The following is a 25,264-nucleotide window of genomic DNA, read 5'->3' on the forward strand; positions in this document are numbered from 1 at the left end:
AACCTTTCCGTGTTAGTCGCCGTAGAGCCCGTCTTCGGGCGTCCAGTCGAAGTCGGTGTCGAGAGGATAGGTCGGCCGTGGCAGGGCAGACCAGTCCAGGCGCCTCATGTCGAGTTGAGAAACCCCGTCGCTCAACAAGAGGATGTGACGGGCAGCTATGTCTTCCAGTTGCGGGTGAAGGTAGCCGAGCTTCACGACATAGGCCTTGTGCGCGGTCGGTTGAATGCCCATGGCCGTGAAGTGGTGTGGGGTGGTGATACCGATCGCGCGAGCATGGAAAGTGGCGAGAACGCCGCCGATCCGAACGCAGGCCCAGGCGCCTTCGTGCGACCGGTAGGGCTGAAAACCGCCCAACTCCAGCGTCTCGCCGCAGGCTTCGACGCGCGCGATCACGCGCCGCTCGGTGCGAGGCCGCGACACGTGCTCGGCCCCGAGCACGATCTCGACCTCGGCGCCGACCCCTGCAGCGATCAGGCGCTCGACCGTAAGCGGCGCGGTGATGCCGGCGACCACGATGTCGCTCGCCTGCGGGTCGTCGAGTGCCGCCTGCAAGACGAAGGTCAGGTCGCCCGCAGCACCCGCGGTGGTGTTGTCGCCGGAATCGGAAACGAATACCGGGCGTTCGACGGCGTCCAATGCCCGGCGCAGGCCCTCCGCCGTCTCGGCCGTCTCCATCCGAAGGCGGAATTCCGAGCGCTCCGCCCAGATGCTGGCTGCGAGGTCGACTGCGGCGTTGCGTGCCGCGGCAGCGTCGCCGTCGCTCACGGCAAAAGCGGTGACGGCCGTCGATGGCCGGTCGTTCCAGGCAAATCCGACAAGGATGTTGGCCTCCAATATCCCTGAACGCGCGTCATATTCGGGCAGCGAACCGTAGAGCTCGCGGGCGGGTCGCAGCGCCGTCACGGCCGTCTCGCCCGGCACCAGGATAGGGATCCTCACGGCGGCCTTCTTCGGGCGAATGCCGCTGCGGATGACATGGACGAGCTGGTCGGCTGCGCGCCATCCCGTCTCGCGATCATCGCGATGAGGCGCGGTGCGAAGGACGCTGAAGACTGTGGCTGCCGAGAGCAGGCCTGGCGTCATGTCGCCGTGGAGGTCAAGGGAGACGCCGATCGGCACTTGCGGGCCGACGGCGGAACGGATCGCCGCCACGAAGTCGGTATCGGCGTCCTCATCCATGCCGGCAACCTCGAGAGCGCCGTGATTGGCCACGAGCACGCCATCGAAAGGTCCACCCTCGATCAGCCGACGGATCGTTTCCGACTTGATCTCGTCATAGGCAGCGGCGGTCATGGGTCCGCCGGGCAGGGCTGTCGCCCAAAAGAGCGGTACCGCCTCGATATCTGGTTCTTCGGCCAGCCGGGCCAGCATGCCGCGAACCATCCAGACGTCGCCCGCGAGCATGTCCTCAGCATCGTAGCGCTGAACGGCCGTCGTATCGGTGGCGACGGGCGAAGCGAGCATGATCTCGATTGAGAGGCCGACAATGGCGATGCGCATGAAAGGGTCCTTGATCCAAATGATAGGGGCGCCGGAACAGGTCAGGGAATGACGCTCGACGCGTCGAGCCCCGTCACTCCATCGAGCGCGAGGGCGACGCCGCCCAGATACGGCCGGTCGGTCGCGATTTCAGAGAAGATCACGCGGGTCTGAGCCGCCATATTGGGGTGGGCAAGCCGTCCCAGGCTGCGCTCGAGCGATTGGCCGAGATAGCGCGATGCACGGGCCATGTCGCCGCCCAGCGCGACGACCGGCGGATTGAAGATGTTCACGAGATTGGAGACCGCCGCCCCAAGGATCTCGCCCGCCTGCTCGAAAACCGACACCACCGCGGGATCACCGGCTTCCGCGCGATCCAGAAGCGTATCGAAGCTGCGAACCGTCTTGCCGCCGCGGGCTTCCACCTCGGCCGCAAGGGCGGGCTCTGAAAGATAGGCCGACAGACACCCTGCCGCGCCGCAAGAACAGAGCCTGCCCTGGGGGACAACCTTCATGTGCCCAAGCTCGCCGGCCAGCCCGTGGGCGCCCAGGTAGATTTCCCCGTCGAGAAAAAGCGCGCCGCCGACGCCCGAACCTGAGAAAAGATAGATGAAGTCGTCAAGGTCGATGCAGTTGCCGAACATATGCTCGGCCATTGCCGCGGCCTTCACGTCATTGCCTATGTAGAGCGGCGCTGAAACGATCCGGCTGAGGAGGTCGAGAACGGGCACGTCGCGCCAGCCCAGGATAGGGGCGTGCACCAGCATGCCTTCCGTGCTTACCAGGCCGGGCAGCGATATTCCCACGCCGAGCAGGGGACTCGTGCGGCCGCTGGCGGCCGTGACCGCCGCGATGCCGTCCGCGACTGCGCGGTCGAGGGTCTTGACCTTGCGATTGAAGGACTGCCGGTGATGGGCGAGGGGCCGACCGTCCAGTCCCGCGGCCACGAAGCCGAGCTCTTCGGACTCGACCTGAACGCCGACCAGCAATCCGCTGTCCGGGGAGATCGACAAGCCTTCAGCCGGGCGACCGGGCCGGTTGCCTGCGGCTGTGGGCGTGCGCACGACCAGCCCGAGCTCGTCGAAGCGGGTGACGATAGAGGACACGGTCGATTTGTCGAAGCCGGTCCTCCGAATTATCTCCTTCTGGGAAATCTGCGGCTCGATCCGGATACGATGAAAGATTTCGTTCGCGTGATAGCGCCTGATGTCCGAAGTCCGCACCGGCTTCCCTCATTAATCCCGGATCAAGAAAAATATCTGGCCAAATCGACCCAAACTGTCAATCTGTTTCATCAACTTTCAGCGCTCCCCAGAGCTGAACACACTGCGATGTAGCCGAAAACGTGTCAATCTGGCCGGAATGGCGTTGACAGTCGGCAAGATGGAGGCATAATTTTTCTTGTACACAGATTATTGTGACCTGCCCGGCCATGGGTTTGGCAGTTGGCTCCACAGGGGAAAGAGATGAAAAAGATCATATGGCTTGGTGCCGCTCTCGGCGCCCTTGCGTCTACGATCACGGTTGGCGCGCAGACCGTGCCTGAAATCTGGCACTACTACGCAGCAGGCTCGGAAAAGGCCGGAATCGATGCGCTCATCGCCTATACGAACAAGCAAAATCCGGACGCCCAGGTTGCCGGGCGCGTGATCCCGGGCAACGCCGTCGAATTGCGCCGGCAGCTGCAGACGGCTTTCATGGGTGGACAGCCGCCGGCGATCTATCAGAGCTCGATGGCTTCCGAACTGAAGACTTTCGTGGATGGGGGACGACTGCATCCTCTGACGGATGTCTGGAAAGAGATCCGGGGAGATCAAATATTTCCAGAAGGCGTTCAGCGCGTCGTTAAGATCAATGGGGTACCCTATGGCGTTCCGTATGATCTGTCGCTGATCAACAATGTCTTCTACAACAAGGCGACCTTCGAAAAACTTGGAATCACTCCTCCGGCCGATTGGGATAGCCTCAAGGCGGCATGCAAGACCCTGCGGGATGCCGGAATTCAGCCACTCGCCAATGCCGGCGGGCCGTTCTGGAGCCTCTACAATTTCTATGCGCCCTTGGTGTCGACAGTCGGCGTGGATGGCTATTACAAGATCGCCTCCGGGGAACTCGCCTTCGACTCGCCGGAATTCCGCAAGGCATTGGCGCTCTATCGGGACACGATGGTGAGTTGCTACGCACAGAACTGGAGCGGCAAGACCTGGACCCAGGCCGCGGACGATGTCGTGAACGGCAACAGCGGCATGTTCATGATGGGAATCTGGGCGGCCGCCTATATGAAGCAGGCGGGCTTCGAGCCGGGCAAAGGCTTCGATGTCTTCCCGGCGCCCGGAACGGACGGCAAGGCGATCTTCCAGATGGATGTCTTCGCCGCGCCGGAAGGGCCGGCCGAGACGGTGAAGGTTGCCGGGAAATTCATCGAGGCCGCGGTCAGCCCCGAAGGCCAAGCGGCCTTTGCGGTGCCGAAGGGTTCGCTCGCACCCAACATCGAGGTCGATCCCAAGATCTACGATTATGCCGGCGCCAAGTTCGCCCAGCAACTCGCGGCCGCTTCGAAGGCCAATGCGGTGCTGCCGAACCTGTTCTTCCTGCTGCCGACGAAGGTCGGTACGGAGCTTGGAACCCAGATCGAAAAATTCGCGATCGATCCCTCCGAGGCCAATGAATCCGACCTGATCGCCACCCTGGAAGCGCTGCGGCAGGAAGCGCTTGCTGAAAACGCCTATACGAAGTGGTGAGGACACGGGGAGGGTGCGTTCGAAAGCGCGCCCTCCCCAATGCATGAGCACGTGGCAATGAAACAGCTGGTTCCGAGGCGCAGCGTTCTCTCGTCGACCACACGCGCGCATATCGCATTCCTGATCCTGCCGGTCGCGCTGTTCGCGGTGTTCTACGTCTATCCGATCCTTTCGACGGCTTATCTGTCGCTGCACAGCTGGGACGGCGTAGCGCCGACCATGCGCTATGTCGGTCTGCAGAATTATTTCGTTCTCGTCCGGCAGCCGCGCTTCCTTCATGCGGTCATGAACAACATGTCCTGGCTGGCCTTCATGCTGCTCGGCCCGACCGGGGTCGGTCTGCTGCTGGCCGCCTTGCTCGACCGCGGCCTCAGGGCCGAGAAAATTTACCGCATGATCTTCTTCCTGCCCTTCACCATCCCCGCGGTCGCAGTGGCGGCGATCTGGCGATGGGTCTACGAGCCGACGAACGGCTTGCTCACAGCGACCTTGCAGGCGGTCGGACTCGGTGGCTGGGCGCAGAACTGGCTCGGCGATCCGGCACTCGTCACCTATGCGTTGATGGGCGCCGTGCTGTGGTGGACGACGGGATTCGCATTCCTGGTGTTTTTCGCCGGGTTGAGGAACATTCCGGTGGAGTTCATAGAGGCAGCCCGCATCGAAGGGGCCTCGCCCTGGCAGATCTTCTGGAAGGTCAGCTTTCCGCTATTGTGGCCATCCACGATCATTGTGCTCGGCATGGCCGCGATTGACGCGATGCGGCTTTTCGACGTGATCTGGGCCACCACGAATGGCGGTCCCGCCTATGCATCGGAAGTGCTGGCCACCCAGATGTATGACGTGGCTTTCGGGCGCTTTGAGATGGGCAAGGCGAGTGCCATCTCCGTCTTTCTCCTCATTATCGCGGGGGTGGTCATCATGCCCTACATAGCGGCCATGTCACGGCGCGTGGCGGAAAGCGAGGCCGAATGACCTCGCTCTCGCGCAACCGGCCGGCCGCCGGCATCGTCGTCTTTATATTCGCGGCGCTCTTCGTTGCGCCGCTGGTCCTTGCCTTTCTAACCTCGATCAAGTCGCCTGCCGAAATCACGCGTGTGCTTGCACTGCCATCGGGCATATACATCGAGAATTACCGCATCGCCTTCGAACGCATGGGCCGCAGCTTTCTCAACTCGATCGCGATCACCGGGCCTGCTGTGGTCCTGTCGATCGCGGTCGGAGCGATCGCGGCCTACCCGCTCGCCTTCATGCGGGGCCGGGGAGGCCGCCTTACCTATTTCGTGCTGCTGACCGGCATGCTGGTGCCCTTCCAGATTGTACAAATTCCGCTGTTCCTGATGATCCGGGCGATTGGCCTATTCGACACCATACCCGGCCTCTGGCTGGTGCACACGGCCTATGCCGTGCCGTTCTGCACCTTCTTCATGCGCAACTTCTTCGCTTCCGTGCCGCGCTCGATGTACGAGGCCGCGCGGATCGAAGGCTGCAGCGTCTCCGGCTATTTCTGGCGGATACTCTTGCCTGCCTCCGTCTCAGGCCTTTCGGCGCTGGCGATCATCCAGAGCCGCGCGATCTGGAACGACCTCCTGTTCGCCATGACGCTGACGAGCAGCGACTCTGCCCGCCCAGCCACGGTCGCGATCGCCGGTTTCGCCAGCAGCCTGCAGGTCGAATACGGGCCACTCATGGCTGCCACGCTGATCTCCACCTTGCCGGTGATGCTGGCCTATCTCCTCTTTCAAAAGGCGTTCGTTCGCGGCCTGCTCGGAGGCGCCGGCAAGTGAGTTGCGTTTGATGTCGACGCGAGATCCCGCCCCTTCATCAATGCTGCGCGCAGTGGTCGACCGAATACTGCCCGAAGGGGAGGGGTGGAGTGGGCTATCCGTCGGCGCCGACCGCTTCGTTGCCCGCATGCTGGAAACGGATGCCAAGGACGATGCGCCGGCTATCGAAGCCGGCCTTGCAGAGCTCGCTGCTGCGGCCAACCATCGCGGTTCGGACATCAGCGCCTCCGATGGTGCCACGCTTGATGCGCTGATCGATGCGGTGCAGCACGAGCCCTGGTTCCGCCGGCTGACAGAGCTTGTCGCCGAGGGCGCTTACGCCGATCCCGACAACGGCGCGAACCCGGACGCCGTCACCTGGACCTCGATCGGTTACCGGCACGGTCTGGCCGAAGGACCGAGCGGTCCTCCAGCCCGACCGGCTCAGCCTGCCAGGACGATCGGCCCACAATCCATCATCGACTATGACGTGGTGATCGTCGGCGCCGGAGCGGGAGGAGGTGTGGCCGCCTGCGTGCTCGCGGAGGCCGGCAAGAACGTGCTCCTTCTCGAGCGCGGCCGCGAGCTGTCCTACGTCAATGACGGGCACCGGGATCATCTGCGTAACCACCGCCTGTCTCTCTACGGGCACAACACAGGCCCCGACCCCGATGACAACCCTCGGGTCATCGTCGCTTCGGACGGCTCGGAACGGCGGGTGAGGGCACATGAGGCGGGAGCCCATGCGAATGCTGCCGGGGTCGGCAGCGGCACCTTCGTCTATGGAGGCCTCGCCTGGCGTTTCCACCAGGATGACTTCCGCATGGCCAGCCGATACGGCGTTCCTGAGGGATCGTCGCTGGTGGATTGGCCGATCGACCTGGAGGACCTTGCCCCATTCTACGAGCGCGCCGAACGGGAGATAGGCGTCAGCGGCGCCGTCACGACTCCGCGAGGGTTGACGGAGCCCATGCCTGCGGTGCCGTTGCAAGCGGCCGGGCGATTGCTGATCGAGGGGGCGGGGCGTCTCGGCTGGTCGACGATCCGGCCGCCGGTGCTCATCAACACGCGTCCGCGCGAGGGGCGCGGCGCCTGTATCGGCTGCGGCTCCTGCGTGGGTTTTCCCTGTCCCGCCGGCGCGAAGAACGGCACGTTCAACACCGTCATTCCCCGCGCGCTCGCGACCGGGCGCACGACCCTCATCACTGGAGCGATGGCCGAACAGATCCTGCAGGACGACCGCGGCCGGGTAACAGGCGTCGTATGGCGGTCGATCGCCGACGGTGCCGACCATCGCCATATCGCCCGGGCTGGTGCCGTCGTCCTTGCCGCCGGCGCGATCGAGACGGCCCGGCTCCTTCTCGCATCCGCATCGCCTGCACATCCGGAGGGGCTGGGCAATGCGAATGGGCAAGTCGGCCGTCACCTGCAGGGGCACTGTTATCCGACGGTGTACGGCCTGTTCGACGAGCCCGTGCACGGCGAGCACGGACCCGGTGTGACGATCGCCACGACCGATTTCGTCCACGGCAATCCCGGCGTGATCGGAGGCGCGATGCTGGCGGACGACTTCATCATGACGCCGGTAGCCTTCTGGAAAAACGCCCTCCCACCTGACCTCACTCGCTGGGGCGGGAAAGCGAAGGATTTCATGATCCGCAACTACCGTCGGGTCCTGGCCGTGAAGGGGCCAGTCCACGAGATTCCCAATCCGGAGAGCCGGGTCACCCTGCATCCCGAAATCCGCGATCGCTGGGGAAATCGAGTGGCACGGCTGTCTGGTGCGGTCCATCCCGAAACGCTGCGCACGGCGCGTGTGATCGCCGCGCGGGCGCGGGAATGGCTAGCGTCGGCTGGAGCGCTTTCGGCCTGGGGCCCCGATCCGGTCTTCGGCCTCTCTGGCGGACAGCATCAGGCAGGTACCTGCCGAATGGGAACCGATCCGCGGCTCTCGGTGACGGATCCTTATGGCCGGGTCTGGGGTCACGATAATCTGGTGGTCTGCGATGCCTCGCTGCATCCGACCAATGGCGCCTTCAATCCGGTGCTGACCATCATGGCGCTGGCCTTCAGAAACGCCGAGCAACTGGCGTCGGCTTAGAAAGACCTCGCTCGCCGACGGCCGTACCGGCGTTGAGGGGCAATTGAAGCCGCCTGCGCCGCGCGTCAGCAACGGAGTTCGATTTCATCACCCAGACAGCATTGCCGCCGCGGGCTGCGCCGCTCGCGCCGCGCCAGTTGTTGTCCACAGCAGGCTCTTGCATTCTGATTCCACTGTTGTACGGTTGACTGGACAACTTGGACTGACAATGCCAACCGAGATCCGCGACCGCAAAGGGCCGCTCTACCTGCAGATCGCCGACCAGTTGCGCGAGGAGATAGGCTCGCTCGACAGCGGGGCGCGTATCAGGAGCGAACCGCAGCTCGCAAAGGATTGGGGCGTCAGCCGCTTCACCGTCGCCAAGGCGGTCGAGCAACTCGTCGACGAGGGGTTGATCACGCGCCGCCAGGGCAGCGGCACGTTCGTGGCCGAGGCGCCGCTCAGGCGCGCGCCCGGCTATCTGTTGAGTTTTACGGAGGCGGTCGAAGCAGCCGGGCATCAGGCATCGCACAGGCTGCTCGCCTTCGAACCGGTCGAGTGGCATGACGGGCTGCCCTACACTCCCGGGGCCGCCCTCATGCTGCTCGACCGCCTCCGGCTTGTCGATGGCAAGGCGGTCGCGCGGCATCGCTCGATTCTTTCCGCAGACCTCTTGGCCTCGACCGGGCTGACGCGGGAAATGCTGAGCCGGCCGAGCTTCTCGCTTTACCGCTTTTTCGAAGAGCGCGGCCTTTCCGTGCACAGCGCCACGGAGCGGCTGATCGCCTGCGCGGCGTCCAGCGACGACCGCAAGCTTCTCGGGCTGAAAGGCGAGGCAGTCGTGGTCGCCGTCACCCGCCATTCCTTTGCTGCCGACGGAACGCCGCTCGACGCCGTCAGCGCAATCTATGATGCCCGCCGCTATTCCTACGAGGCCCGCCTCGAAAGGCAGCATCAACTGGGGAACTCAAATCAGGAGAACAACAATGAAGACATCTTCAGCGATCGGCGCGGCCACATTGGCCCTCGCCTCGGCCCTTGGAGTGATCGCCGGGAGCGCAGCTGAGAAACCGGCGGCCCTCATCATCGCGCAAGGAGGGCTCGGCGATCAGTCCTACAACGATCTCGCCTATTCCGGCTTCGATAAGGCCGTGAAGGAAGCCGGCATAGAAGGCAAGCCGGTTGAATCGAAGGACGTGGTTGCGCAAGCGGCCGAGATCCTGCGCCGTGCCTCCGACGCCGATTTCGGACTGATCGTCGACCTCGAATATTCGCATGGCGAGCCGATGGTCGAAGTGGCGAAGGATTATCCCGACACCAAATACGTCATTCTCAACCAGGTGCGCGAAGGCGCGAACATCGCCTCGGTGCTGTTCGAGGAGCAGGAGGGCTCTTATCTCGCCGGCACGCTCGCCGCTCTCGTCACGACGGATACATCGATCAAGGGCATCAACCCCGAGCCGATCATCGGCGTGATCGGCGGCACCAAGTCGGCGGGCATTGACAAATTCATCGCCGGCTATATCGAGGGCGCCAAGGCCGCCAATCCGAACGTGCAGGTGAAGGTCGCCTATTCCAACAATTTCGGCGATCCGGCGATCGGCCTGCAGATGGCGAAGGCGATGTTCGAGGAGGGCGCCGACATCATCTACCAGGTCGCGGGCGGCACCGGCATGGGCGTCATACAGGCGGCCAAGGAAACCGGCCACTACGCCGTCGGCGTCGATACCGACCAGGACGCCCTCGCTCCCGGTGCAGTGCTGACCAGCATGGTGAAGCGCACCGACGTCGCCGTCGAAAAGATCGTGAAGGACTATGCGGCCGGCAAGTTCGAGGGCGGCAAGACGATCACCTTCGGGTTGAAGGAGAATGGCGTCGGGCTCTCCGAGATGAAATACACCAAGGACATCATCCCGCCTGCGATCCTCGAGAAGGTAGAGGCGGCGAAAGAGGGCATCCTCTCCGGCAAGATCAAGGTCTGGAACGTCGTCGACCAGGGCTATCCGGACTGGCTGAAGTAATCCTGAAATGGCCGCGGCGGTGTCCTTGCCTGGCGAGCAAACCGGGTTCGATCAGAGCGTGCGCCTGGGCGCGTTGAACGTCACGAGACGTTTTGGGGCCCTTGTCGCCAATGACGACATCACCTTCCGGGCAGAGCGCGGCAAGGTGCATGCGATCGTTGGCGGCAATGGCGCCGGCAAATCGACCCTGATGCGCATCCTGCAAGGCATGGATCGGCCGGACCAGGGCGTTGTGGTCGTGGACGGCCTGCCGGCCGTCTTTCTCGGCCCGGCCGACGCATTCGCTTGCGGTATCGGCATGGTCCATCAGGAATTCATGCTGGTGCCCGGCCTGACGCTGCTCGAGAATCTAGTGCTGGCGCATGAGCCGGTCGACGCAATCGGCCGCATCGACAAGGCGAAGGCGCGGGAGGAGGCGCAAAGGCTCGAGCGTCTGGCCGGCGTAAAGCTCGACTGGGACACGCCCGAGCAGGACGCGCCGGTGCATGTGCGCCAGATCGTCGAGATCCTGAGGCTGCTCTATCGCGGCGCCGACGTTCTCATTCTCGACGAGCCGACCGCGGTGCTGGCGCCTGCCCAGGTGAAACAGCTCATCGCACTCCTGCGCAAGCTCAGCGCCGATGGCCGCACAATCCTCTTCATCAGCCATAAGCTCGAGGAGGTGCTGGCGGTCGCCGACCAGATCACCGTGATACGCAACGGTAAGGTGGTCGGCAGCCTGCCGCGCGAAGAGGCGACAAAGGCGAAGCTCGCCGAAATGATGATCGGCGAAATCCTTTCCTGGCCGACAGCCAGGGCTGGCACTGCAGGCCGTCCCGTCCTGGAGATCAGCGGCCTCTCGGCGTCCGGCAAGCGCGGCCATGCCGGGCTGAGCGCATTCGATCTGACCGTGCGCGCCGGAGAGATCGTCGGGATCGCGGGCGTTGCCGGCAATGGCCAGGACGAACTCGCGGCCGCGATCACGGGGCTCGGACGGGTCGACAGCGGGGCGATCTGGCTCGACGGCAAGAATATTTCCACGCTGACGCTTCGTGAGCGCCGCGCGCTGGGTCTGAGCTACCTTTCGCCCGACCGTGCCGCGGAAGGGCTTTGCCTTGCCGCTCCGATCGCCGAGAACGCCATCGCCGGCCATCATCGTCGCCCGGACCTCAGCACCCGCGGCATCCTCAGGCGGCGCGCCATCGCTCGTCATGTCGGGAGCCTGCTCGACCGCTATTCGGTGAGGCGCGCTTCGGACTGGCTGCCAGCCGCGAGCCTCTCCGGCGGCAACCAGCAGCGGGTCGCGGTGGCGCGCGAGCTCGACGGCAATCCCAAGTTCCTGCTCGCCTGCCAGCCGACGCGCGGCGTGGATATCCGCGGCATCGCCTTCATTCATCAGTGCCTGCTCGACTTCCGTGACCGCGGCGGCGCCGTCCTGCTTATTTCCGAGGAGCTCGAGGAATTGATCGGCCTTTCCGATCGCATCGTGGTCGTCTATGGCGGCAGGATCACTGGCGAGGTGGCACGCGGCTCCGCCAGACTCGACGAGATCGGCCGCCTGATGCTGGGCGGTAGCAACGCATGACCGACAGTAGTGCGACATCGAGATTCCTGTCCGCTTTACGTTGGCAGGACGCTGCGGCCGCACTCGCGCCGCTTCTGCTTGCGCTCCTCGTCGCCGCCCTCGTGCTGGGGCTTGCCGGGCATAATCCGCTCGAGGTCTACCGGCTGCTCGCGGTCGAATCCTTCGGTGGCCAGAAGCGGATCGCGGCAACGCTTGCGGCCGCGACGCCGCTGATGCTGACGGGCCTTGCCACTGCAGTCGCCTTCCGCGCCGGCGTCTTCAATGTCGGCGTCGAAGGCTGCGTCTTCGTGGGAGGGCTGGCCGCCGCCTATGTCGGCTTCGCCTGGGCGGGACTGCCGGGTGTTGTCCTTCTGCCTGCGGCTATCATTACGTCCGTCGTCATCGGTGCGCTGTGGATGCTGGTGCCCGGGCTGCTCAAGGCGCGGCTCGACGTCGACGAGGTCGTGACGACGCTGATGCTCAACTTCATTGCGATCAGCCTGACAGCCTATCTCGTCAATGGGCCGCTGCTCGCGCCAGGCTCGGCCAACTCGGCGACGCCGATGATCGATGCGGCAGCGCGCCTGCCGAAGCTCCTGCCGCCTTCGACGCTCAACGCCGGCTTCTTGATCGCGCTTGCCCTGCTGCTTCTCTACGCATGGTGGGGCAGCCGCACTGCGCTCGGCTTCGAGACGCGCATGGCGGGCCTCAACGCCCGCTTCGCGACTGCATCCGGCATCGACGTGCCGATGCTCGTCATCAAGATGATGATGCTTTCGGGCGCCATCGGCGGGCTGGCGGGCGGTATCCATGCCCTCGGCGCGGTCGGCCGATTCGTCGCCGGTTTTTCACCTGGCTACGGCTTTACCGGCATCGCGGTTGCGCTGCTTGGCCGCGGCTCGGCGCTCGGCATCTTCCTTGCCGCGGTCCTGTTCGGAGCCCTCACGACTTCGGGCGCGACGATCCAGCTCTTCAGCGACGTGCCGATCGAGATCGTCAACATCCTGCAGGGCATGGTCATGATCTTCGCCGTCGCGCGTTTCGGCTGGATTTTTGGGAAAAGGCGGGCGGCAAGATGATCGACAACATCATCCATGCCGCAATCGTCATGACCACGCCGCTGCTGCTTGCCGCAATCGGCGGCCTCGTGAACCGGGTCGGCGGCCTCGTGAACATCGGTCTCGATGCGATGATGCTTGCCGGCGCGCTTGCCGGCCTGATCGTCGCATCTCAGAGCGGAAGCTGGCTCGCCGCGCTCATCGCCGCCGGCCTCATCGGCGCCCTCATCGGCCTCATGATGTCGCTCACCGTGACCCGCTTGGAGGCCAACGAGATCATTGTCGGGCTCGGCTTCAACGTCGCCATTGCCGGGCTCGTGCGCTTCTTCCTGAAATCCGCCTATGGCAGTTCCGGAACGCTGAACTTGCCCGATGTCGCGCGGCTGCCGCATTTCGACATTCCTGTCATCGCCGATATCCCGATCCTCGGTGCGCTCGTCTCCGGTCACGACCCGCTCACCTGGGCGGCATGGCTGATGGTGCCGGCAACGGCCTGGTTTCTTGCCCGTACACGGACAGGGCTCAGGCTGCGAGCGGCAGGGGCGGGCCCGCAGGCCGCCCGGGCACTGGGCTTGAACCCGCTGACGCTGCGCGACGCTTCGACCGTTTTCGCCGGCTTCATGGCCGGGCTGGCAGGTGCTTATCTGTCGATCGGGGTGGTCGGCATCTTCAACGAAGGCATTACCGCCGGGCGTGGCTTTATCGCGCTTGCCGCCTTCTATTTCGGCCGCAACCGGCCTTGGCCCACCGCGCTCTGCGCGCTGCTTTTCGGCCTGTTCGATGCCTTCCAGATCAGGCTGCAGGGCAGGGGGGTGCCGGCCGAGCTCGTGCAGACGCTCCCCTATGTGATGGTGATCCTGGTGCTGACGGTGATGGCGCTCGCGGTGCGGCGCAAGCGCGCGAAAGGAACATGACGATGGCGGTCAAGACTGCGCTCATCCTCGTCGACGTGATCAACTCCTTCTTCGAGCAGGGACACCCGAACTACTATCCGGGCGTCGAGGCCGTCATCGAGCCGATGAAGAAGCTGCTCGCGGCCGCGCGCGCCTCCGGCGCGATCGTCGTTCACGCGGTCGAAAGGCACCGGCCGGGATTCGAGGACTTCGAATGGCGGAAACTTCCGATCCATCACCTCGAGGATGCTCATGATGCCGCGTTCTTCGGCGACTTCCGCCCGCAAGGCCCGAGCGAGGCCGTCGTCCACAAGCGTCGCTTCAGCGCCTTCTTCGCCACCGACCTCGCCCTCTTTCTCGCCGAGCAGAAGGTAAGCCGTGTCGTCATCGCCGGCGTGAAAACCAATGTCTGCATCCGCGCGACCGCGCAGGACGCTTTCGCCAACGGCTTCGAACCGATCGTCGCGCGCGAGGCCACGAACTCGAACCGGCCACATCTCGCCGAGGCATCGCTCGAGGATATCGACCGCTATATGGGCCGCGTCGTCGCGCTCGATGACGCCATTGGGATGCTGACGCAATGAGGATTGCGATCACCGGCTATGCCAGCCTGGACCATGTGGCCACGCTCGACGGCGTGCCGCGGCCGGGCCGCACGACGACGATCCTCGGACGGCCCGACAATGCCTGGCCGAGGCTCGGCGGGAGCCCCTCCTATGTTGCAGCCGCCCTGGTGGCGAGCGGCGTCCCCGAGGCTTTCCCGGTGAGCTGGATCGGCGATGACTCGGCTGCCGGCGCCTATCTCACTCAGCTCACCGAAAAGCGCATTCCCCATGACGGTATCGTCGTCGTCCCAGGCGCTCGCACGCCGATCGCCATCCTCGCTTATGAGCCCGATGGCGGGTGCATATGCCTTTACGATCCGGGAATGTCGACGGAGCCGACGCTCTCTGATCTGCAGCGCGAGCTGATCGCCAAGGTCGATTGGGTCTGCGTCACCATCGGACCTCAGGATGCGACGGCCGCGGTTCTGGAGACGATCGGTCCCGCCGCCAGGCTCGCCTGGGTTGTCAAGCATGATCCCCGCGCGATGCCGGTGCCGCTCGCTGCGCGGCTTGCGGCGCGGGCCGACCTGATCTGCTGCAGCCAGGCGGAGAGCGCTTTCCTGGAGGAGGCACTCGCTTCGGCCGCTCCTCGCCAGGGGCAGATCAGGATCGAGACGCATGGCCGCGCCGGGGCCGCCTTTACCTGCGGCGAGGCGAACGGCTTCGTCGCGGCGAGCCCCGTCTGCGTCAGCGACCCGACGGGTGCGGGGGACAGCTTTGCGGGCGGTGTGCTGGCGGCCCTGGCCAAGGGCGAGACCGATCTTGCTTCGATTGTCGAAGCCGGACACCACGCGGCGGTGGCTCTGCTCGCCACGCGCCGCAAGCATGAAAGTTGAAAGTGCATTGATATGACCAAGGAAGAGCAATCGAACAGCGCCTGGTACATCGGCGCGGAACGCGCGGAGGTCGGCGACGCCGCGATCCTGATCGGCGACCCCGCCCGTGTGGGCCGCATCGCGAATCATATGAGCGATGTGCATCTCGTGCGCGAAAATCGGGGGCTGCGCACCATTACCGGCACGCGCGCCGGACGGCGGATCACCGTCAGCGCATTCGGCATGGGTGCGCCGATCGCAACCATCGTCCTGCATGAGCTTTTCGCGCTCGGCATCCGCACCTTCCTACGCATCGGCACGGCAATGGCCGTGCCGCCGGCCAGGCTCGGCGATTTCGTGCTGGCCGACGGCGCATTGCGGGCCGAGGGTACTTCCAACAGCTACGCGCCCCTGGGCTTTCCTGCGATCGCCGATTTCGCCCTGAACACCCGACTGCGCGAGCGCCTTGGCCGGTCAGAGCGTACTTGGCACGCGGGCATATTCGGCACCTATGACGGCTTCTACACGGAGATGTTCGGTCTTTCCGGCGAGCGCCGCGAGATGATCGCGGCGCTCAAGCGCGACATCGAACGCATGGGGCTCATCGGCACGGACATGGAGACGGCAGCGCTGCTGGTCGCCGCCCGCATTCTTGGCGCGCGCGCCTCGACGCTCTGCGTCGCGACAGTCGACGCGCACAGCCAGGAAAAGATCGGTGACGGAGAAATGGCGAAGGCAGAGGCCGAGCTGTTCGAAGTGGCGCTCGACGCCATCACCGCATTGCCGGCCTGACGGCAATCGAGCCCCCGCACCAACAAGAAGGAGCAGTAGGATGGCCTCCCTGGTCGACAATTATTTCACCACGCTCGCCGAACGGCTCGACAAAGTGCGAACCACCCAGGCGGGCGCCATCGAGAAGGCCGCCGAGCTTTGCGCCAAAAGCATTGCGGCCGGGAAGCTGGCGTTCACTTTCGGCACCGGCCATGGCGCGCTGCCGGCGCTGGAGTGCTTTCCGCGCACCGGCACGATCGTCGGGTTCCGGCCGATCGTGGAAAGTACGATGATCTCCTTCCATCACGTCTGGGGCGATATGGGCGCCAGGCAGTATCGCTTCATCCATGCACAGGAAGGCTACGGCAAGGCGATCCTGCGCTCGCACCAGCTCGACCCGGCCGATGCCATGATCCTGTTCTCGCATTCGGGCATCAACGCGGTGATCATGGACATCGCGATGGAGTGCAAGGAGCGCGGCATTGCGTTGATCGGGGTGACTTCGCTGCCGCATTCGAGCAGCGTGCCGTCGCGCCATTCCTCCGGCAAGCGGCTGTTCGAGGTGGCCGATGTGGTGGTCGACACAGGCATTCCGCTCGCTGACGCCTCGCTCTTCATCGACGATCTCGACTCGCCCGTTGGGGCATCATCGACCAGCATCACCATCGCAGTCGCCCATGCAATCGTCTCGGCCACGGCCGAGAAGCTGGTGAGACAGGGTGTCAAGCCGCATGTGATGGTGAGCCCGAATACGACGGGCAAGGAAGCAGCAAACCGCCAGAACGACGAGAATTACGAAGAACTGTGGCGTCGGCTGAAGGCACGGTGAGAATGATGGAACGCAAACTCTTCATCGACGGTAAGTGGCAGGAAGCGGCCGACGCCAATCGCATTGCGATCAACGACCCGGCGACCGGCGAATTCGTCGGGTCGAGCGCGCTGGCAAGCCGCAGGGATGTCGACATCGCCGTCGAAGCCGCATCACGGGCGTTGCCAGCCTGGGCGGAAACGCATGCCGACAACCGGGCCAAAATCCTGCACCGCGCGGCCGACCTGATCGTGGAACGTGTCGACGCCATCGCGGAGACCCTGACGCGCGAGCAGGGAAAGCCCGTTCCCGACGCGAAGAAGGAGATCCTGTTCGGCGTCGAGGTGATCCGCTTCTATGCCGAGGAAGGACGCCGCCTCGGCGGCTCGATGCGCCCGGCCTCGCGCGCCGACATCCGCAATCTGGTGACGACTGCGCCGGTCGGCGTTGTCGGCGGCATCATACCCTGGAACTATCCCGTCGACCTCTATAGCTGGAAGGTCGCACCGGCGCTCGCCGCCGGCTGCACGCTGGTTGCCAAGCCGCCGCATGAGACGCCGCTCGCGATCGGCATGGTGGTCCAATGTTTTGCCGATGCGGGTCTGCCCGCCGGCGTGTTGAACGACATTCCCGGTACAGGCCCGGAGGTGGGCGCCGCGCTTGCGGAGCATCCCGGCATCCGCATGGTCACGGCCACCGCGTCCGTTCCCGCGGGCCAGTCGATCATGCGCGCGGCAGCAGGCAACCTGAAGCGCCTGTCGCTCGAGCTCGGCGGCCAGTGTCCGTTCATCGTGCTTGACGATGCAGATCCCGCCGAAGCGGCCGCAGCAGCCGCACGGCGCTCCTTCTCGAACATGGGCCAGATCTGCATCGCAGTGAATCGCATCCTCGTCTCGAAAGGCATCCACGGCCGCTTTGTTGAGGCGCTGGTGGCGGAGACCACCAGGATAAAGCTCGGTCACGGCGTCGAGCCCGGGGTGCTTTACGGCCCCATGCTTCTCGACAGCGGCCGCAAGCGGGTTGCCGCGCACATCGAAGATGCCGTCTCGCGCGGCGGCAGGCTCCTTGCCGGCGGCGGCGCGCCAAAGGGCGCCGAGTACGAACGCGGCTTCTTCTTCGAGCCGACGCTTGTCGACGACGTGCCGGACCAGGCCCTTGCCATGACGGAAGAAACCTTCGGACCGCTTGCCGCCATCCGGCCAGTCGCCGACGACGAAGAGGCGTTGCGGGTCGCCAATGCGCTGCCCTTCGGCCTTTCGGCGTATGTCTATTCCGGCGATCTCGAGCGCGCCTGGAGGCTCGCCGAGAAGATCGAGGCGGGAGCGGTCGGCGTCAACGTGAACGACACGAGCGAGCTGCAGGCGCCATTCGGCGGCTGGAAGATGAGCGGCATAGGCCGCGAGCTTGGCCGCGAGGGCATCGAGGCTTTCCGCGAGACGAAGCACATAAAGCTGCGGCTGCGGGGCTGAACGCCGCGGCGCCGGTCACTTACAGGGCCGTTCGATAGACCGGCGTCTCGATACCTTCGTAACGGGCCTTGAGTTGCAGCGCGAGGAACTTCGAGAAGAAGCGCGACAGCGCGAGGTTGCCGCCGTGGAACCAGAGCGCTTCCTGGGCGGTCGGCTTGTACATGTTGCGCAGCTCGCCGTGCCAGGGGCCGGGATCGTTGCGCATGCCCGAGCCGAGTCCCCAGCAGGGGCCGACGGTATCAGCTGTTTCGCGATCGACGATCCTCGCCACCATCTCATGCATCGACTGGAAGCCGGTCGACTGGATGATTGCGTCGGCCGGCAGCTCCGTGCCATCCGCAAAGCGGATACCCGACGGGGTCAGGCGATCGATCGGAACACCGGCCTTCAACCCGATCTCGCCTGCAATGATGAGCTCGGAAGCGCCGACATCGACGTAATAGCCGGAGCCGGTCCGGTAGGCTTTCATCATCAATCCAGTCTGGTCCTCGCCGAAATCGAGGAGGAAACCGGAGGCTTCGAGACGGCGATAGAAATCGGCATCGCGCGCGCGGATCTTGTCATAGAGCGCGCGCTGCGCCTGCGGCTGCAGGGCGAAGGGCGTGGTGGCAGCGATCATGTCGGCCTTGTCCACATCGATCCCGTTCGTGACCGCAGTCTCGGAATAGATGTCGAAGGCAAGCTCCATCAGCGTTTCCGAGCGCACCACCGTAGTGGGTGAGCGCTGCACCATCGTGACATCGGCGCCTGCTTCCCACAGGTCGACCGAGACGTCATGGCCGGAGCTGGCCGCGCCGATCACCACGACGCGTTTACCACTATATTTGCTGCCGTCGGAATACGCGCTTGAATGCAGGATTTCGCCGTTGAAATCGTTGGCGCCCGGCAGATCGACAAATCGTGGCGGGCCGTAGGCGCCCGTGGCAAAGATGAGCTGCGAGGGCCTCAGGCTGACCGGTTGTCCTTCGCGCAGGAGGTTGACCGTCCAGAGCTTCGCAGCCGCGTCGTAGCGGGCTTTCACGACCTCGGTGGAGCTCCAGTAATTGAGCTCCATCACCTTCACGTACATCTCCAGCCAGTCGCCCATCTTGTCCTTGGGCGTGAAAACGGGCCAGTGCGGCGGGAAGGGGATGTAGGGCAGGTGATCGTACCAGACCGGGTCGTGTAGGACGAGTGAACGATAGCGGTTGCGCCAGGAGTCGCCCGCCTTGCGGTTCTTCTCGACAATGATGGTGGGAACGCCGAGCTGCTTCAGCCTCGCGCCGAGCATGATGCCGCCCTGGCCGCCGCCGATGATCAGGCAATAGGGTTGGCGCTCTACGCCGAGCTCGGCCTGCTCGATGGCCCGGAGCTCGGACCAGGTCTGCCGGTTGCGGTCGGCGCCGTGCCGGACGCCCATCGGGCGTGTACCGCCGGTGGCCTCCTCATGCCCCCTGAGCGATTGCAGCGTCGTCAGCACCGTTCGGCACTTGCCGCCTTCGAGACGGAATACGCCTTGCCCGCGGCCGGCCTTGGTCTCGAAATCGAACCAACCCTCGACATTGCCTGACTGGCCGGACGCGCTCACCAGCGCGAAGCCTGTCGGGCTGGTCGGCGCAAGCGTAGCCGCGAGCATATCGGCGACTGCCGCCTTCCCCTCCATCGTCTTCACGTTCCAGGTGAAGGCGACCAAGTCGCGCCAGTAGCAGTCCTCGACGAAGAGATCGAGCAGCGCGTCGATATCGCGGTTGGCGAGGCAGGTCGAGAAGCTGGCAAGCCAGGCCGAAGCCTCGGCTGCCGGGGCAGTCTGCAGCATAAGTCGGTTCCCCTTTGGTCGAACGGGCGGCCGCAAGGGCGCCCAAAACGGATGTGTCTCAGGAACTCCGCGCTCAGTCGCCCAGCGGCTCGAGTTCCTTGCCCTTCCTGTGGGCCAGCACGTTGTATTTGACACGGCGCAGCGTCTCCTGGGCCGAGCCGCCGAGCCTGTAGCCGGCGGCAACGGAGACGAGGTCGATGATGGCCAGGAAAGCGAAGCGCGAGGCGGTCGGCTTCATGGTGTCAGGGTATTCCGGGATGTCCACCGTGAGCCGCACGTCGCACACTTTGGCGAGTTCGCTATCGGGCGCGGTAATGCAGATCGTCCTGGCGCGATAGTGCCTGGCGAGCGCTACCGCTTCGATCACCTCATTCGTGCGGCCGGTCGCCGAGATCGCGATCACGAGATCGTTCGGCTTCAGAGTCGAAGCCGTCATGCGCATGATGTAAGGGTCGGAATGGGCAGAGACGACGACGCCGTAGCGGAACAGGCGATATTGCGTCTCCTGCGCCAGCGCGGCCGAACTGCCTCCGAGACCGAAGACGGCGACCTGATGCGCACTCGCGATGAGATCCGCGGCCTTCACCACCTCGGCCGGATTCACCTGAAGCTCGACTGCATTCAGCGCCTTGCGCGCCTCGCTGAAGACAGTACTCCAAAGCGGCGAGCCGTTCTCGGTCGGAGCCGGCGGCTGAGGCGCAGCCAGGTACATGCGACCGACCACGACGGACTGGGCGAGCTTCAGCTTGAAATCGCGTACGCCCTCGCAGCCGATGGCGCGGCAGAAGCGGGTGACGGTCGGCTCGCTGACATCGGCGCGGCGCGCGATTTCGGTATTGGACGCATCCACAGAGAAGGCCACGTCGTCGAGCACCACGTCGGCTACACGACGTTCGGCGGGGCGCAGATCAGCGTAGGAGTCCTTGATCTGCGACAGGATGTCGGGAATGAGCTTGCCGTAGCCGGGCCTGACGCCATGGCTTGCGGCTTCGCTCGTCAGAGGCCTCCTCCCTGCCATTCGGTCCGATTGGACATCTACCATGTCCGACCGGCCCCGCCGCGTCGCAGGAAGTGGTCGTCCCCTAACTTTTCCTCCGCTTTTTCACCTTGCATGCCGCAAATCATGTAGGAAAGTTACATACTTGGCAATAGGTGAAATACATGTTGTTTCTGCAGTTAATTGCACCTCACGCTTGCGCATCAATGTCGCTTGACACGAAAAGTAGGATAGTTACAAACTGAGCTGCCGATTGGGAAACATGGCGCTGAGGGGCGCCTCCGTCGGCCAACGAAACCCCAGCGAGGGGCAATGAACGCTCAGGCACTGCACCATCCAAAGCTCAAGGTACGCGGCGCGACCAAGGTCTATTCGACCCGTTCGGGTGACCTTCTGGCGATCGATCGCTGCAATCTCGATGTCCAGGCAGGCGAGATCGTCTCGATCGTCGGTCCCTCCGGCTGCGGCAAGACCACGCTGCTGTGGTCGATGTCCGGCTTGCACGGGCTTTCCAGCGGTGATGTCCTGCTCGACGGGAAGCCGGTGAATGGTCCAAGCCCCGAGATCGGCATGGTCTTCCAGGAGGCCAACTTGCTGCCCTGGCGCAATCTCGATGCAAATATTCGGTTCCCGTTCGAGATCAAGGGAACAAGGCCCGATCGGGCCTGGATCGACGAGCTGCTGCACAAGGTCGGCCTCGAAGGCTTCGGCTCCCGCTTCCCGCGCGAGCTCTCCGGCGGGATGCAGCAGCGCGCCGCGCTGGTGCGCGCACTCTCGTTCAAGCCCTCCGTGCTCTTGATGGATGAGCCGTTCGGCGCGCTCGACGCCTTCACCCGCGAGGAGATGAACCGGCTCGTCGAGCAGATATGGCTCGAAACAGGCACGACGATCGTACTCATCACGCACTCGATCGAGGAGGCGATCTTCCTCTCCGACCGGGTGATCGTATTGAGCTCTCGTCCCGGCCGGGTGGCCAATGAGTATCGCGTGCCGTTCGCGCGGCCGCGTTCGATGGAGATAATGTCCACCAAGGAGGTCTTCGACCTCACCAATGCGATCAAGCTGGAGATCGTGGGCGAGCAGAAGAGCCGCTTTGCGACCCCAGCCTCCCCAGCCGCCGCAGCTGCCCGTTGAGGATCACGTGAGCGACACCGACGTCATTCCCGAATTCAAGGCAAAATCAGCCGACGGCCAGGAGGTCGGCATCACCAATCTTTCCGCCTTCTCCTCCGGTCCAGGCATCAAGTCGATGGCCGAAGTGCTGGCGATCGTGCTGCTTGCAGTCGTGATCATCGGCGGATCGGAGATATTGCTCCACGTCTTCAATGTACCTGAATATGTGCTGCCCAAGCCGAGCGCGATCGCGCGGGCGCTGGTGACCGATTTCCCGCTCATTCTGCCGCATCTCGGCTATACGCTGGTCGAGCTCGTGTCGGGCTTCGTCATCGGCGCTGCGGTCGGGCTGGTAATGGCGGCAGTGATCACGCAGTTCCCCTTCGTGGAGAAGGTAGTGACGCCTTACATTCTGCTCCTGGTCACCACGCCGATGCTGGCGCTGGTGCCGCTGCTGATCCTGCGCTTCGGCTTCGGCTATACGCCGCGCATCATCGCGGTCGCGCTCGCCGCCGGGCCGATGGTGATGATCAACGCCGCCACCGGCTTCCGCCGGGTCGACCGCGCCAAGATCGCGCTCGCGCGCTCATATGGCGCCTCGACGCTGCAGATTTTCTGGAAGATACGCGCACCGATGGCACTGCCGATGATCCTGGTCGGCCTCATGATCGGCTCGATCTTCGGGCTGCTCACCGCGGTCGGCGCCGAAATGGTCGGCGGCGGCTTCGGCCTCGGCAATCGGCTGACCTCCTATTCCTCGATGATCCAGATGCCGCAGTTCTTCGCGGTCGTCTTGATCCTCTCCATACTGGGCATCCTGATCTACGTGCTTTTCTTCCTCATCGGGAAGAAGTGGGCGAGCTGGGAGGCCTGACCGACCCGCTGGCCTGGAGGAAATGGCCGGCGACACCGCAAGGGAACTAGAAAACTTCAATGGGGTGAATTCCATGACCGCGCTTTCCATGCAAGGCAGCATCAGCCGCCGCACGTTCCTTCAAGTTTCAGCCGCCGGCGTCGTCACCGCCACGGCGCTTTCGTCGATCGGCCGCGCGCAAGCGGCAGGCTACGAGAAATTCACCTGGATCTCGCCGCGCGGCACGCTCGAGGTGCTCGACGATTACCCGTACTGGGCGGGCAAGAAGATGGGTTATTTCGATGGGCTCAATACCGATATGCAGCCGGGACCCTCCGACGGCACGGCCTGCGTCAAGTTCGTCGATGTCGGCCAGGCCGATATGGGCTTTCCTTCGCCCGGCGTGTTCTCCTTTGCGCTGCAGAACAACATGAAGCTGAAGAGCGTGTTCCACATGGGTGCGCGCGACACCTTCAGCCTCGCCTTCCGCAAAGGGGAGGGCACCAACGACCTGAAGAAGCTCGAGGGCAAGACGATCCTTCTCGGCTCGGCGGCCTGGCAGTCGATCGTCGACCCGATGCTTGCCGTGCAGGGCGTTGACGTGAAGAAGGTGAAATATGTCGAAGCCGGCTGGCCGACCTGGGCGACCGCCCTGCAGGCGGGGCAAGGCGATGCTGCGCTCTCTTGGGAGGGCTTGCGCGCCGAGTGGATCGCCAAGGGCCTCGAGTTCGAATATTGGCTCGGCGTGCAGCACTCGCCGCTTCCCGCGAACACCTTCGTGGTCCGCACCGCCGATCTCGAGGATCCCGACAAGAAGGCGTATCTCGAGAAGTACCTGCGGGGCTGGGCGATGGGGCTCGAATTCGGCTACCAGAATCCGCGCGCCGCGGTCGAGGCCGTGTTCGAGCAGTTCCCGACCCTTGCCTCGAACCTTGGCCCCAAGATCGGCACCACGTCGATCCTGGAGCAGATCAACGTCTTCCGCGGTGACATGGACAAGCGCCAGGGCTGGGGCTCGCACGACATGTCGAGCTGGCAGGCCTTCTTCGACGTCACATTGAAGCTCGGGCAGATCACCAATGCGGTGAAGGCCGAGGATGTCTGCTCCAACGACCTGATCCACGGCGCCAACGATTTCGACAAGGCGAAGGTGAAGGCCGACGCGGATGGCTACAAGCTGACGGACCAGTTTGCGTCGATCGATGTCGAGGACATCAAGGCGCACATGTTCGATCAGGCCATCAAGAGCTGATCGAGCACGAGCCGAGCATGAGGCGGGCCACGCTGCTGCCCGCCTCCCATAACAGATGAAAGGGAGGGCGCGATGCCTGACAAAGTCAAGGTGTTGGTGGTGGGCCTGGGCAATATGGGCGCCTCGCACGCCAGCGCCTATCACCGCAATCCGGGATTCGAGATCGTCGGGCTGATGAGCCGCTCGATGAAATCCAAGAAGATCCCGGACGAGCTCAAGGGCTACCCGCTGTTCGAGGATTTCGACGAGGCGATGAAGTCCACGAAGCCCGACGCCGTCTCCATCAATTCCTGGCCGAACACGCACGCCGAATATGCGATCAAGGCGATCAATGCCGGCGCGCATGTCTTCATGGAAAAGCCGCTGGCGACCAACATTGAAGATGCCGAGAAGGTCGTGGCGCTGGCGAAGGCGAAGAACCGGAAGCTGGTGCTCGGCTACATCCTCAGGGTCCATCCGTCATGGGTGAAGTTCATCGAGCTGGGGCAGGGGCTCGGTAAGCCGCTAGTGATGCGGCTCAACCTCAACCAGCAGAGCAACGGGCCGGCCTGGAGCTGGCACAAGAACCTCATTGACTCGCTGATCCCCATCGTCGACTGCGGCGTCCACTATGTCGATGTCATGTGCCAGCTGACCGGGGCCAAGCCGGTGCGCGTGCACGGCATCGGCGCCAAGCTCTGGGCCGAAGCGGCGCAGCCGAACTACGGCCATCTCCACGTTACCTTCGACGACGGCTCCGTCGGCTGGTACGAGGCCGGCTGGGGTCCGATGATGAGCGAAACCGCCTATTTCGTGAAGGACGTGGTCGGGCCGAAAGGCTCTGTATCGATCGTCGCCGGGCAGGCGGAGAGCGGCAAGGACAAGCTCGAGGAGGTCTCGGACTCGGCCGATATCGACCGGCACACCAAGACGGACGCCCTCAAGGTGCATTATGCCGAAGTCGGGCCCGATAAGAATTTCGTGCGCAAGGACGAGATCATCTCGATGGAGGACGAGCCGGGACACCAGGAGCTCTGCGACCGCGAGCAGGCCTTCTTCCTTAAGGCGATCCGCGAAGATCTCGATCTCACCGAATCGATGGATGCCGCAGTGAACAGCCTGCGGATCGTGCTGGCGGCGGAGCAGTCCATCAACGAGAAGCGGGCCATCGAACTCGCTTGACGATCCCTCTCTTCTCGATCACCGGGCGGCGGGTGTCATGCCCGCCG

General features: G+C 64.2%; 22 protein-coding genes. 18 read left to right on the top strand and 4 right to left on the bottom strand.

Annotated features, from left to right (window positions below; translation table 11 throughout):
- Positions 1-12: 12 nt before the first annotated feature.
- Together SAZ10_RS11870 and SAZ10_RS11875 are read right to left on the bottom strand one after the other, a co-directional pair.
- A complete protein-coding gene (locus SAZ10_RS11870) occupies positions 13-1,500 on the bottom strand; it encodes a M81 family metallopeptidase (RefSeq protein ID WP_318609418.1) in 1,488 nt (495 codons plus the stop codon).
- 41 nt (positions 1,501-1,541) lie between these two features.
- Entirely contained in the window at positions 1,542-2,702 is a 1,161-nt protein-coding gene (locus SAZ10_RS11875; RefSeq protein ID WP_318609419.1) for an ROK family transcriptional regulator, read from the bottom strand.
- 243 nt (positions 2,703-2,945) lie between these two features.
- Here SAZ10_RS11875 and SAZ10_RS11880 point away from each other — a divergent pair, with 243 nt between their 5' ends.
- The 14 genes from SAZ10_RS11880 (at position 2,946) to SAZ10_RS11945 (ending at position 18,046) form a co-directional block, all read left to right on the top strand.
- Positions 2,946-4,220 (top strand): ABC transporter substrate-binding protein, encoded by a 1,275-nt coding sequence (locus tag SAZ10_RS11880; protein ID WP_318609420.1) that lies wholly within the window; start codon positions 2,946-2,948, stop codon positions 4,218-4,220.
- A 57-nt stretch (positions 4,221-4,277) separates the two neighbouring features.
- The gene (locus SAZ10_RS11885; protein ID WP_318609421.1) at positions 4,278-5,192 is read left to right on the top strand and encodes a sugar ABC transporter permease; all 915 of its coding nucleotides are present in this window, start codon (positions 4,278-4,280) and stop codon (positions 5,190-5,192) included.
- Positions 5,189-6,004: a carbohydrate ABC transporter permease gene (locus SAZ10_RS11890; protein ID WP_318609422.1), complete on the top strand. Its 816-nt coding sequence runs from the start codon at positions 5,189-5,191 to the stop codon at positions 6,002-6,004. The genes SAZ10_RS11885 and SAZ10_RS11890 overlap by 4 nt, the downstream gene beginning before the upstream one ends.
- Before the next feature lie 10 nt (positions 6,005-6,014).
- Complete coding sequence (locus SAZ10_RS11895; RefSeq protein ID WP_318609423.1) at positions 6,015-8,084, top strand: GMC oxidoreductase; 2,070 nt, start codon at positions 6,015-6,017, stop codon at positions 8,082-8,084.
- A gap of 208 nt (positions 8,085-8,292) precedes the next feature.
- Positions 8,293-9,129, top strand: coding sequence for a GntR family transcriptional regulator (locus tag SAZ10_RS11900; protein WP_318609424.1), 837 nt, complete (start codon positions 8,293-8,295; stop codon positions 9,127-9,129).
- A complete protein-coding gene (locus SAZ10_RS11905; protein WP_318609425.1) occupies positions 9,050-10,084 on the top strand; it encodes a BMP family lipoprotein in 1,035 nt (344 codons plus the stop codon). Before SAZ10_RS11900 ends, SAZ10_RS11905 begins: the two co-directional genes overlap by 80 nt.
- Positions 10,085-10,091: 7 nt before the next feature.
- Positions 10,092-11,648, top strand: a complete 1,557-nt coding sequence (locus SAZ10_RS11910) for an ABC transporter ATP-binding protein (RefSeq protein ID WP_318609426.1) — start codon at positions 10,092-10,094, stop codon at positions 11,646-11,648.
- Positions 11,645-12,706 (top strand): ABC transporter permease, encoded by a 1,062-nt coding sequence (locus tag SAZ10_RS11915; protein WP_318609427.1) that lies wholly within the window; start codon positions 11,645-11,647, stop codon positions 12,704-12,706. The genes SAZ10_RS11910 and SAZ10_RS11915 overlap by 4 nt, the downstream gene beginning before the upstream one ends.
- Complete coding sequence (locus SAZ10_RS11920; protein ID WP_318609428.1) at positions 12,703-13,599, top strand: ABC transporter permease; 897 nt, start codon at positions 12,703-12,705, stop codon at positions 13,597-13,599. Before SAZ10_RS11915 ends, SAZ10_RS11920 begins: the two co-directional genes overlap by 4 nt.
- Before the next feature lie 2 nt (positions 13,600-13,601).
- A complete protein-coding gene (locus SAZ10_RS11925) occupies positions 13,602-14,162 on the top strand; it encodes an isochorismatase family cysteine hydrolase (protein ID WP_318609429.1) in 561 nt (186 codons plus the stop codon).
- Complete coding sequence (locus tag SAZ10_RS11930) at positions 14,159-15,019, top strand: carbohydrate kinase family protein (RefSeq protein ID WP_318609430.1); 861 nt, start codon at positions 14,159-14,161, stop codon at positions 15,017-15,019. The genes SAZ10_RS11925 and SAZ10_RS11930 overlap by 4 nt, the downstream gene beginning before the upstream one ends.
- 12 nt (positions 15,020-15,031) lie before the next feature.
- The gene (locus tag SAZ10_RS11935) at positions 15,032-15,790 is read left to right on the top strand and encodes a nucleoside phosphorylase (RefSeq protein ID WP_318609431.1); all 759 of its coding nucleotides are present in this window, start codon (positions 15,032-15,034) and stop codon (positions 15,788-15,790) included.
- Between the two features lie 40 nt (positions 15,791-15,830).
- Positions 15,831-16,598 carry an SIS domain-containing protein gene (locus SAZ10_RS11940; RefSeq protein ID WP_318609432.1) on the top strand — a complete coding sequence of 256 codons (768 nt, stop codon included), beginning with the start codon at positions 15,831-15,833 and terminating at the stop codon, positions 16,596-16,598.
- Between the two features lie 2 nt (positions 16,599-16,600).
- Positions 16,601-18,046, top strand: coding sequence for an aldehyde dehydrogenase family protein (locus SAZ10_RS11945; protein WP_318609433.1), 1,446 nt, complete (start codon positions 16,601-16,603; stop codon positions 18,044-18,046).
- Between the two features lie 19 nt (positions 18,047-18,065).
- On the opposite strand, the gene SAZ10_RS11950 is transcribed toward SAZ10_RS11945, so the two are convergent.
- Positions 18,066-19,841 carry an NAD(P)/FAD-dependent oxidoreductase gene (locus SAZ10_RS11950; protein WP_318609434.1) on the bottom strand — a complete coding sequence of 592 codons (1,776 nt, stop codon included), beginning with the start codon at positions 19,839-19,841 and terminating at the stop codon, positions 18,066-18,068.
- A 73-nt stretch (positions 19,842-19,914) separates the two neighbouring features.
- A complete protein-coding gene (locus tag SAZ10_RS11955; RefSeq protein WP_318609435.1) occupies positions 19,915-20,859 on the bottom strand; it encodes a MurR/RpiR family transcriptional regulator in 945 nt (314 codons plus the stop codon).
- 291 nt (positions 20,860-21,150) lie between these two features.
- On the opposite strand from SAZ10_RS11955, the gene SAZ10_RS11960 reads away from it, so the two are divergent.
- The 4 genes from SAZ10_RS11960 to SAZ10_RS11975 all read left to right on the top strand — a co-directional run bounded on the left by SAZ10_RS11960 (position 21,151) and on the right by SAZ10_RS11975 (position 25,217).
- Positions 21,151-21,972, top strand: a complete 822-nt coding sequence (locus SAZ10_RS11960) for an ABC transporter ATP-binding protein (protein WP_318609436.1) — start codon at positions 21,151-21,153, stop codon at positions 21,970-21,972.
- Between the two features lie 7 nt (positions 21,973-21,979).
- Positions 21,980-22,825 (top strand): ABC transporter permease, encoded by an 846-nt coding sequence (locus SAZ10_RS11965; RefSeq protein WP_318609437.1) that lies wholly within the window; start codon positions 21,980-21,982, stop codon positions 22,823-22,825.
- A 73-nt stretch (positions 22,826-22,898) separates the two neighbouring features.
- Positions 22,899-24,056 (top strand): ABC transporter substrate-binding protein, encoded by a 1,158-nt coding sequence (locus SAZ10_RS11970; RefSeq protein ID WP_318609439.1) that lies wholly within the window; start codon positions 22,899-22,901, stop codon positions 24,054-24,056.
- A gap of 72 nt (positions 24,057-24,128) precedes the next feature.
- Positions 24,129-25,217: a Gfo/Idh/MocA family oxidoreductase gene (locus tag SAZ10_RS11975; protein ID WP_318609440.1), complete on the top strand. Its 1,089-nt coding sequence runs from the start codon at positions 24,129-24,131 to the stop codon at positions 25,215-25,217.
- Positions 25,218-25,264: the final 47 nt, after the last annotated feature.

This window comes from Mesorhizobium sp. BAC0120 (assembly GCF_033542235.1).
Classification (GTDB): Bacteria; Pseudomonadota; Alphaproteobacteria; order Rhizobiales; family Rhizobiaceae; genus JAWRCU01.

Bases quoted from the DNA above. Each gene is read 5' to 3' on its own strand.
- SAZ10_RS11975 (WP_318609440.1), top strand. From the start codon at position 24,129: ATGCCTGACAAAGTCAAGGTGTTGGTGGTGGGCCTGGGCAATATGGGC.
- SAZ10_RS11910 (WP_318609426.1), top strand. From the start codon at position 10,092: ATGGCCGCGGCGGTGTCCTTGCCTGGCGAGCAAACCGGGTTCGATCAG.
- SAZ10_RS11895 (WP_318609423.1), top strand. From the start codon at position 6,015: ATGTCGACGCGAGATCCCGCCCCTTCATCAATGCTGCGCGCAGTGGTC.
- SAZ10_RS11920 (WP_318609428.1), top strand. From the start codon at position 12,703: ATGATCGACAACATCATCCATGCCGCAATCGTCATGACCACGCCGCTG.
- SAZ10_RS11880 (WP_318609420.1), top strand. From the start codon at position 2,946: ATGAAAAAGATCATATGGCTTGGTGCCGCTCTCGGCGCCCTTGCGTCT.
- SAZ10_RS11940 (WP_318609432.1), top strand. From the start codon at position 15,831: ATGGCCTCCCTGGTCGACAATTATTTCACCACGCTCGCCGAACGGCTC.
- SAZ10_RS11915 (WP_318609427.1), top strand. From the start codon at position 11,645: ATGACCGACAGTAGTGCGACATCGAGATTCCTGTCCGCTTTACGTTGG.
- SAZ10_RS11870 (WP_318609418.1), bottom strand. From the start codon at position 1,500: ATGCGCATCGCCATTGTCGGCCTCTCAATCGAGATCATGCTCGCTTCG.
- SAZ10_RS11935 (WP_318609431.1), top strand. From the start codon at position 15,032: ATGACCAAGGAAGAGCAATCGAACAGCGCCTGGTACATCGGCGCGGAA.
- SAZ10_RS11900 (WP_318609424.1), top strand. From the start codon at position 8,293: ATGCCAACCGAGATCCGCGACCGCAAAGGGCCGCTCTACCTGCAGATC.
- SAZ10_RS11885 (WP_318609421.1), top strand. From the start codon at position 4,278: ATGAAACAGCTGGTTCCGAGGCGCAGCGTTCTCTCGTCGACCACACGC.
- SAZ10_RS11905 (WP_318609425.1), top strand. From the start codon at position 9,050: ATGAAGACATCTTCAGCGATCGGCGCGGCCACATTGGCCCTCGCCTCG.
- SAZ10_RS11945 (WP_318609433.1), top strand. From the start codon at position 16,601: ATGATGGAACGCAAACTCTTCATCGACGGTAAGTGGCAGGAAGCGGCC.
- SAZ10_RS11890 (WP_318609422.1), top strand. From the start codon at position 5,189: ATGACCTCGCTCTCGCGCAACCGGCCGGCCGCCGGCATCGTCGTCTTT.
- SAZ10_RS11925 (WP_318609429.1), top strand. From the start codon at position 13,602: ATGGCGGTCAAGACTGCGCTCATCCTCGTCGACGTGATCAACTCCTTC.
- SAZ10_RS11955 (WP_318609435.1), bottom strand. From the start codon at position 20,859: ATGGCAGGGAGGAGGCCTCTGACGAGCGAAGCCGCAAGCCATGGCGTC.
- SAZ10_RS11970 (WP_318609439.1), top strand. From the start codon at position 22,899: ATGACCGCGCTTTCCATGCAAGGCAGCATCAGCCGCCGCACGTTCCTT.
- SAZ10_RS11930 (WP_318609430.1), top strand. From the start codon at position 14,159: ATGAGGATTGCGATCACCGGCTATGCCAGCCTGGACCATGTGGCCACG.
- SAZ10_RS11960 (WP_318609436.1), top strand. From the start codon at position 21,151: ATGAACGCTCAGGCACTGCACCATCCAAAGCTCAAGGTACGCGGCGCG.
- SAZ10_RS11950 (WP_318609434.1), bottom strand. From the start codon at position 19,841: ATGCTGCAGACTGCCCCGGCAGCCGAGGCTTCGGCCTGGCTTGCCAGC.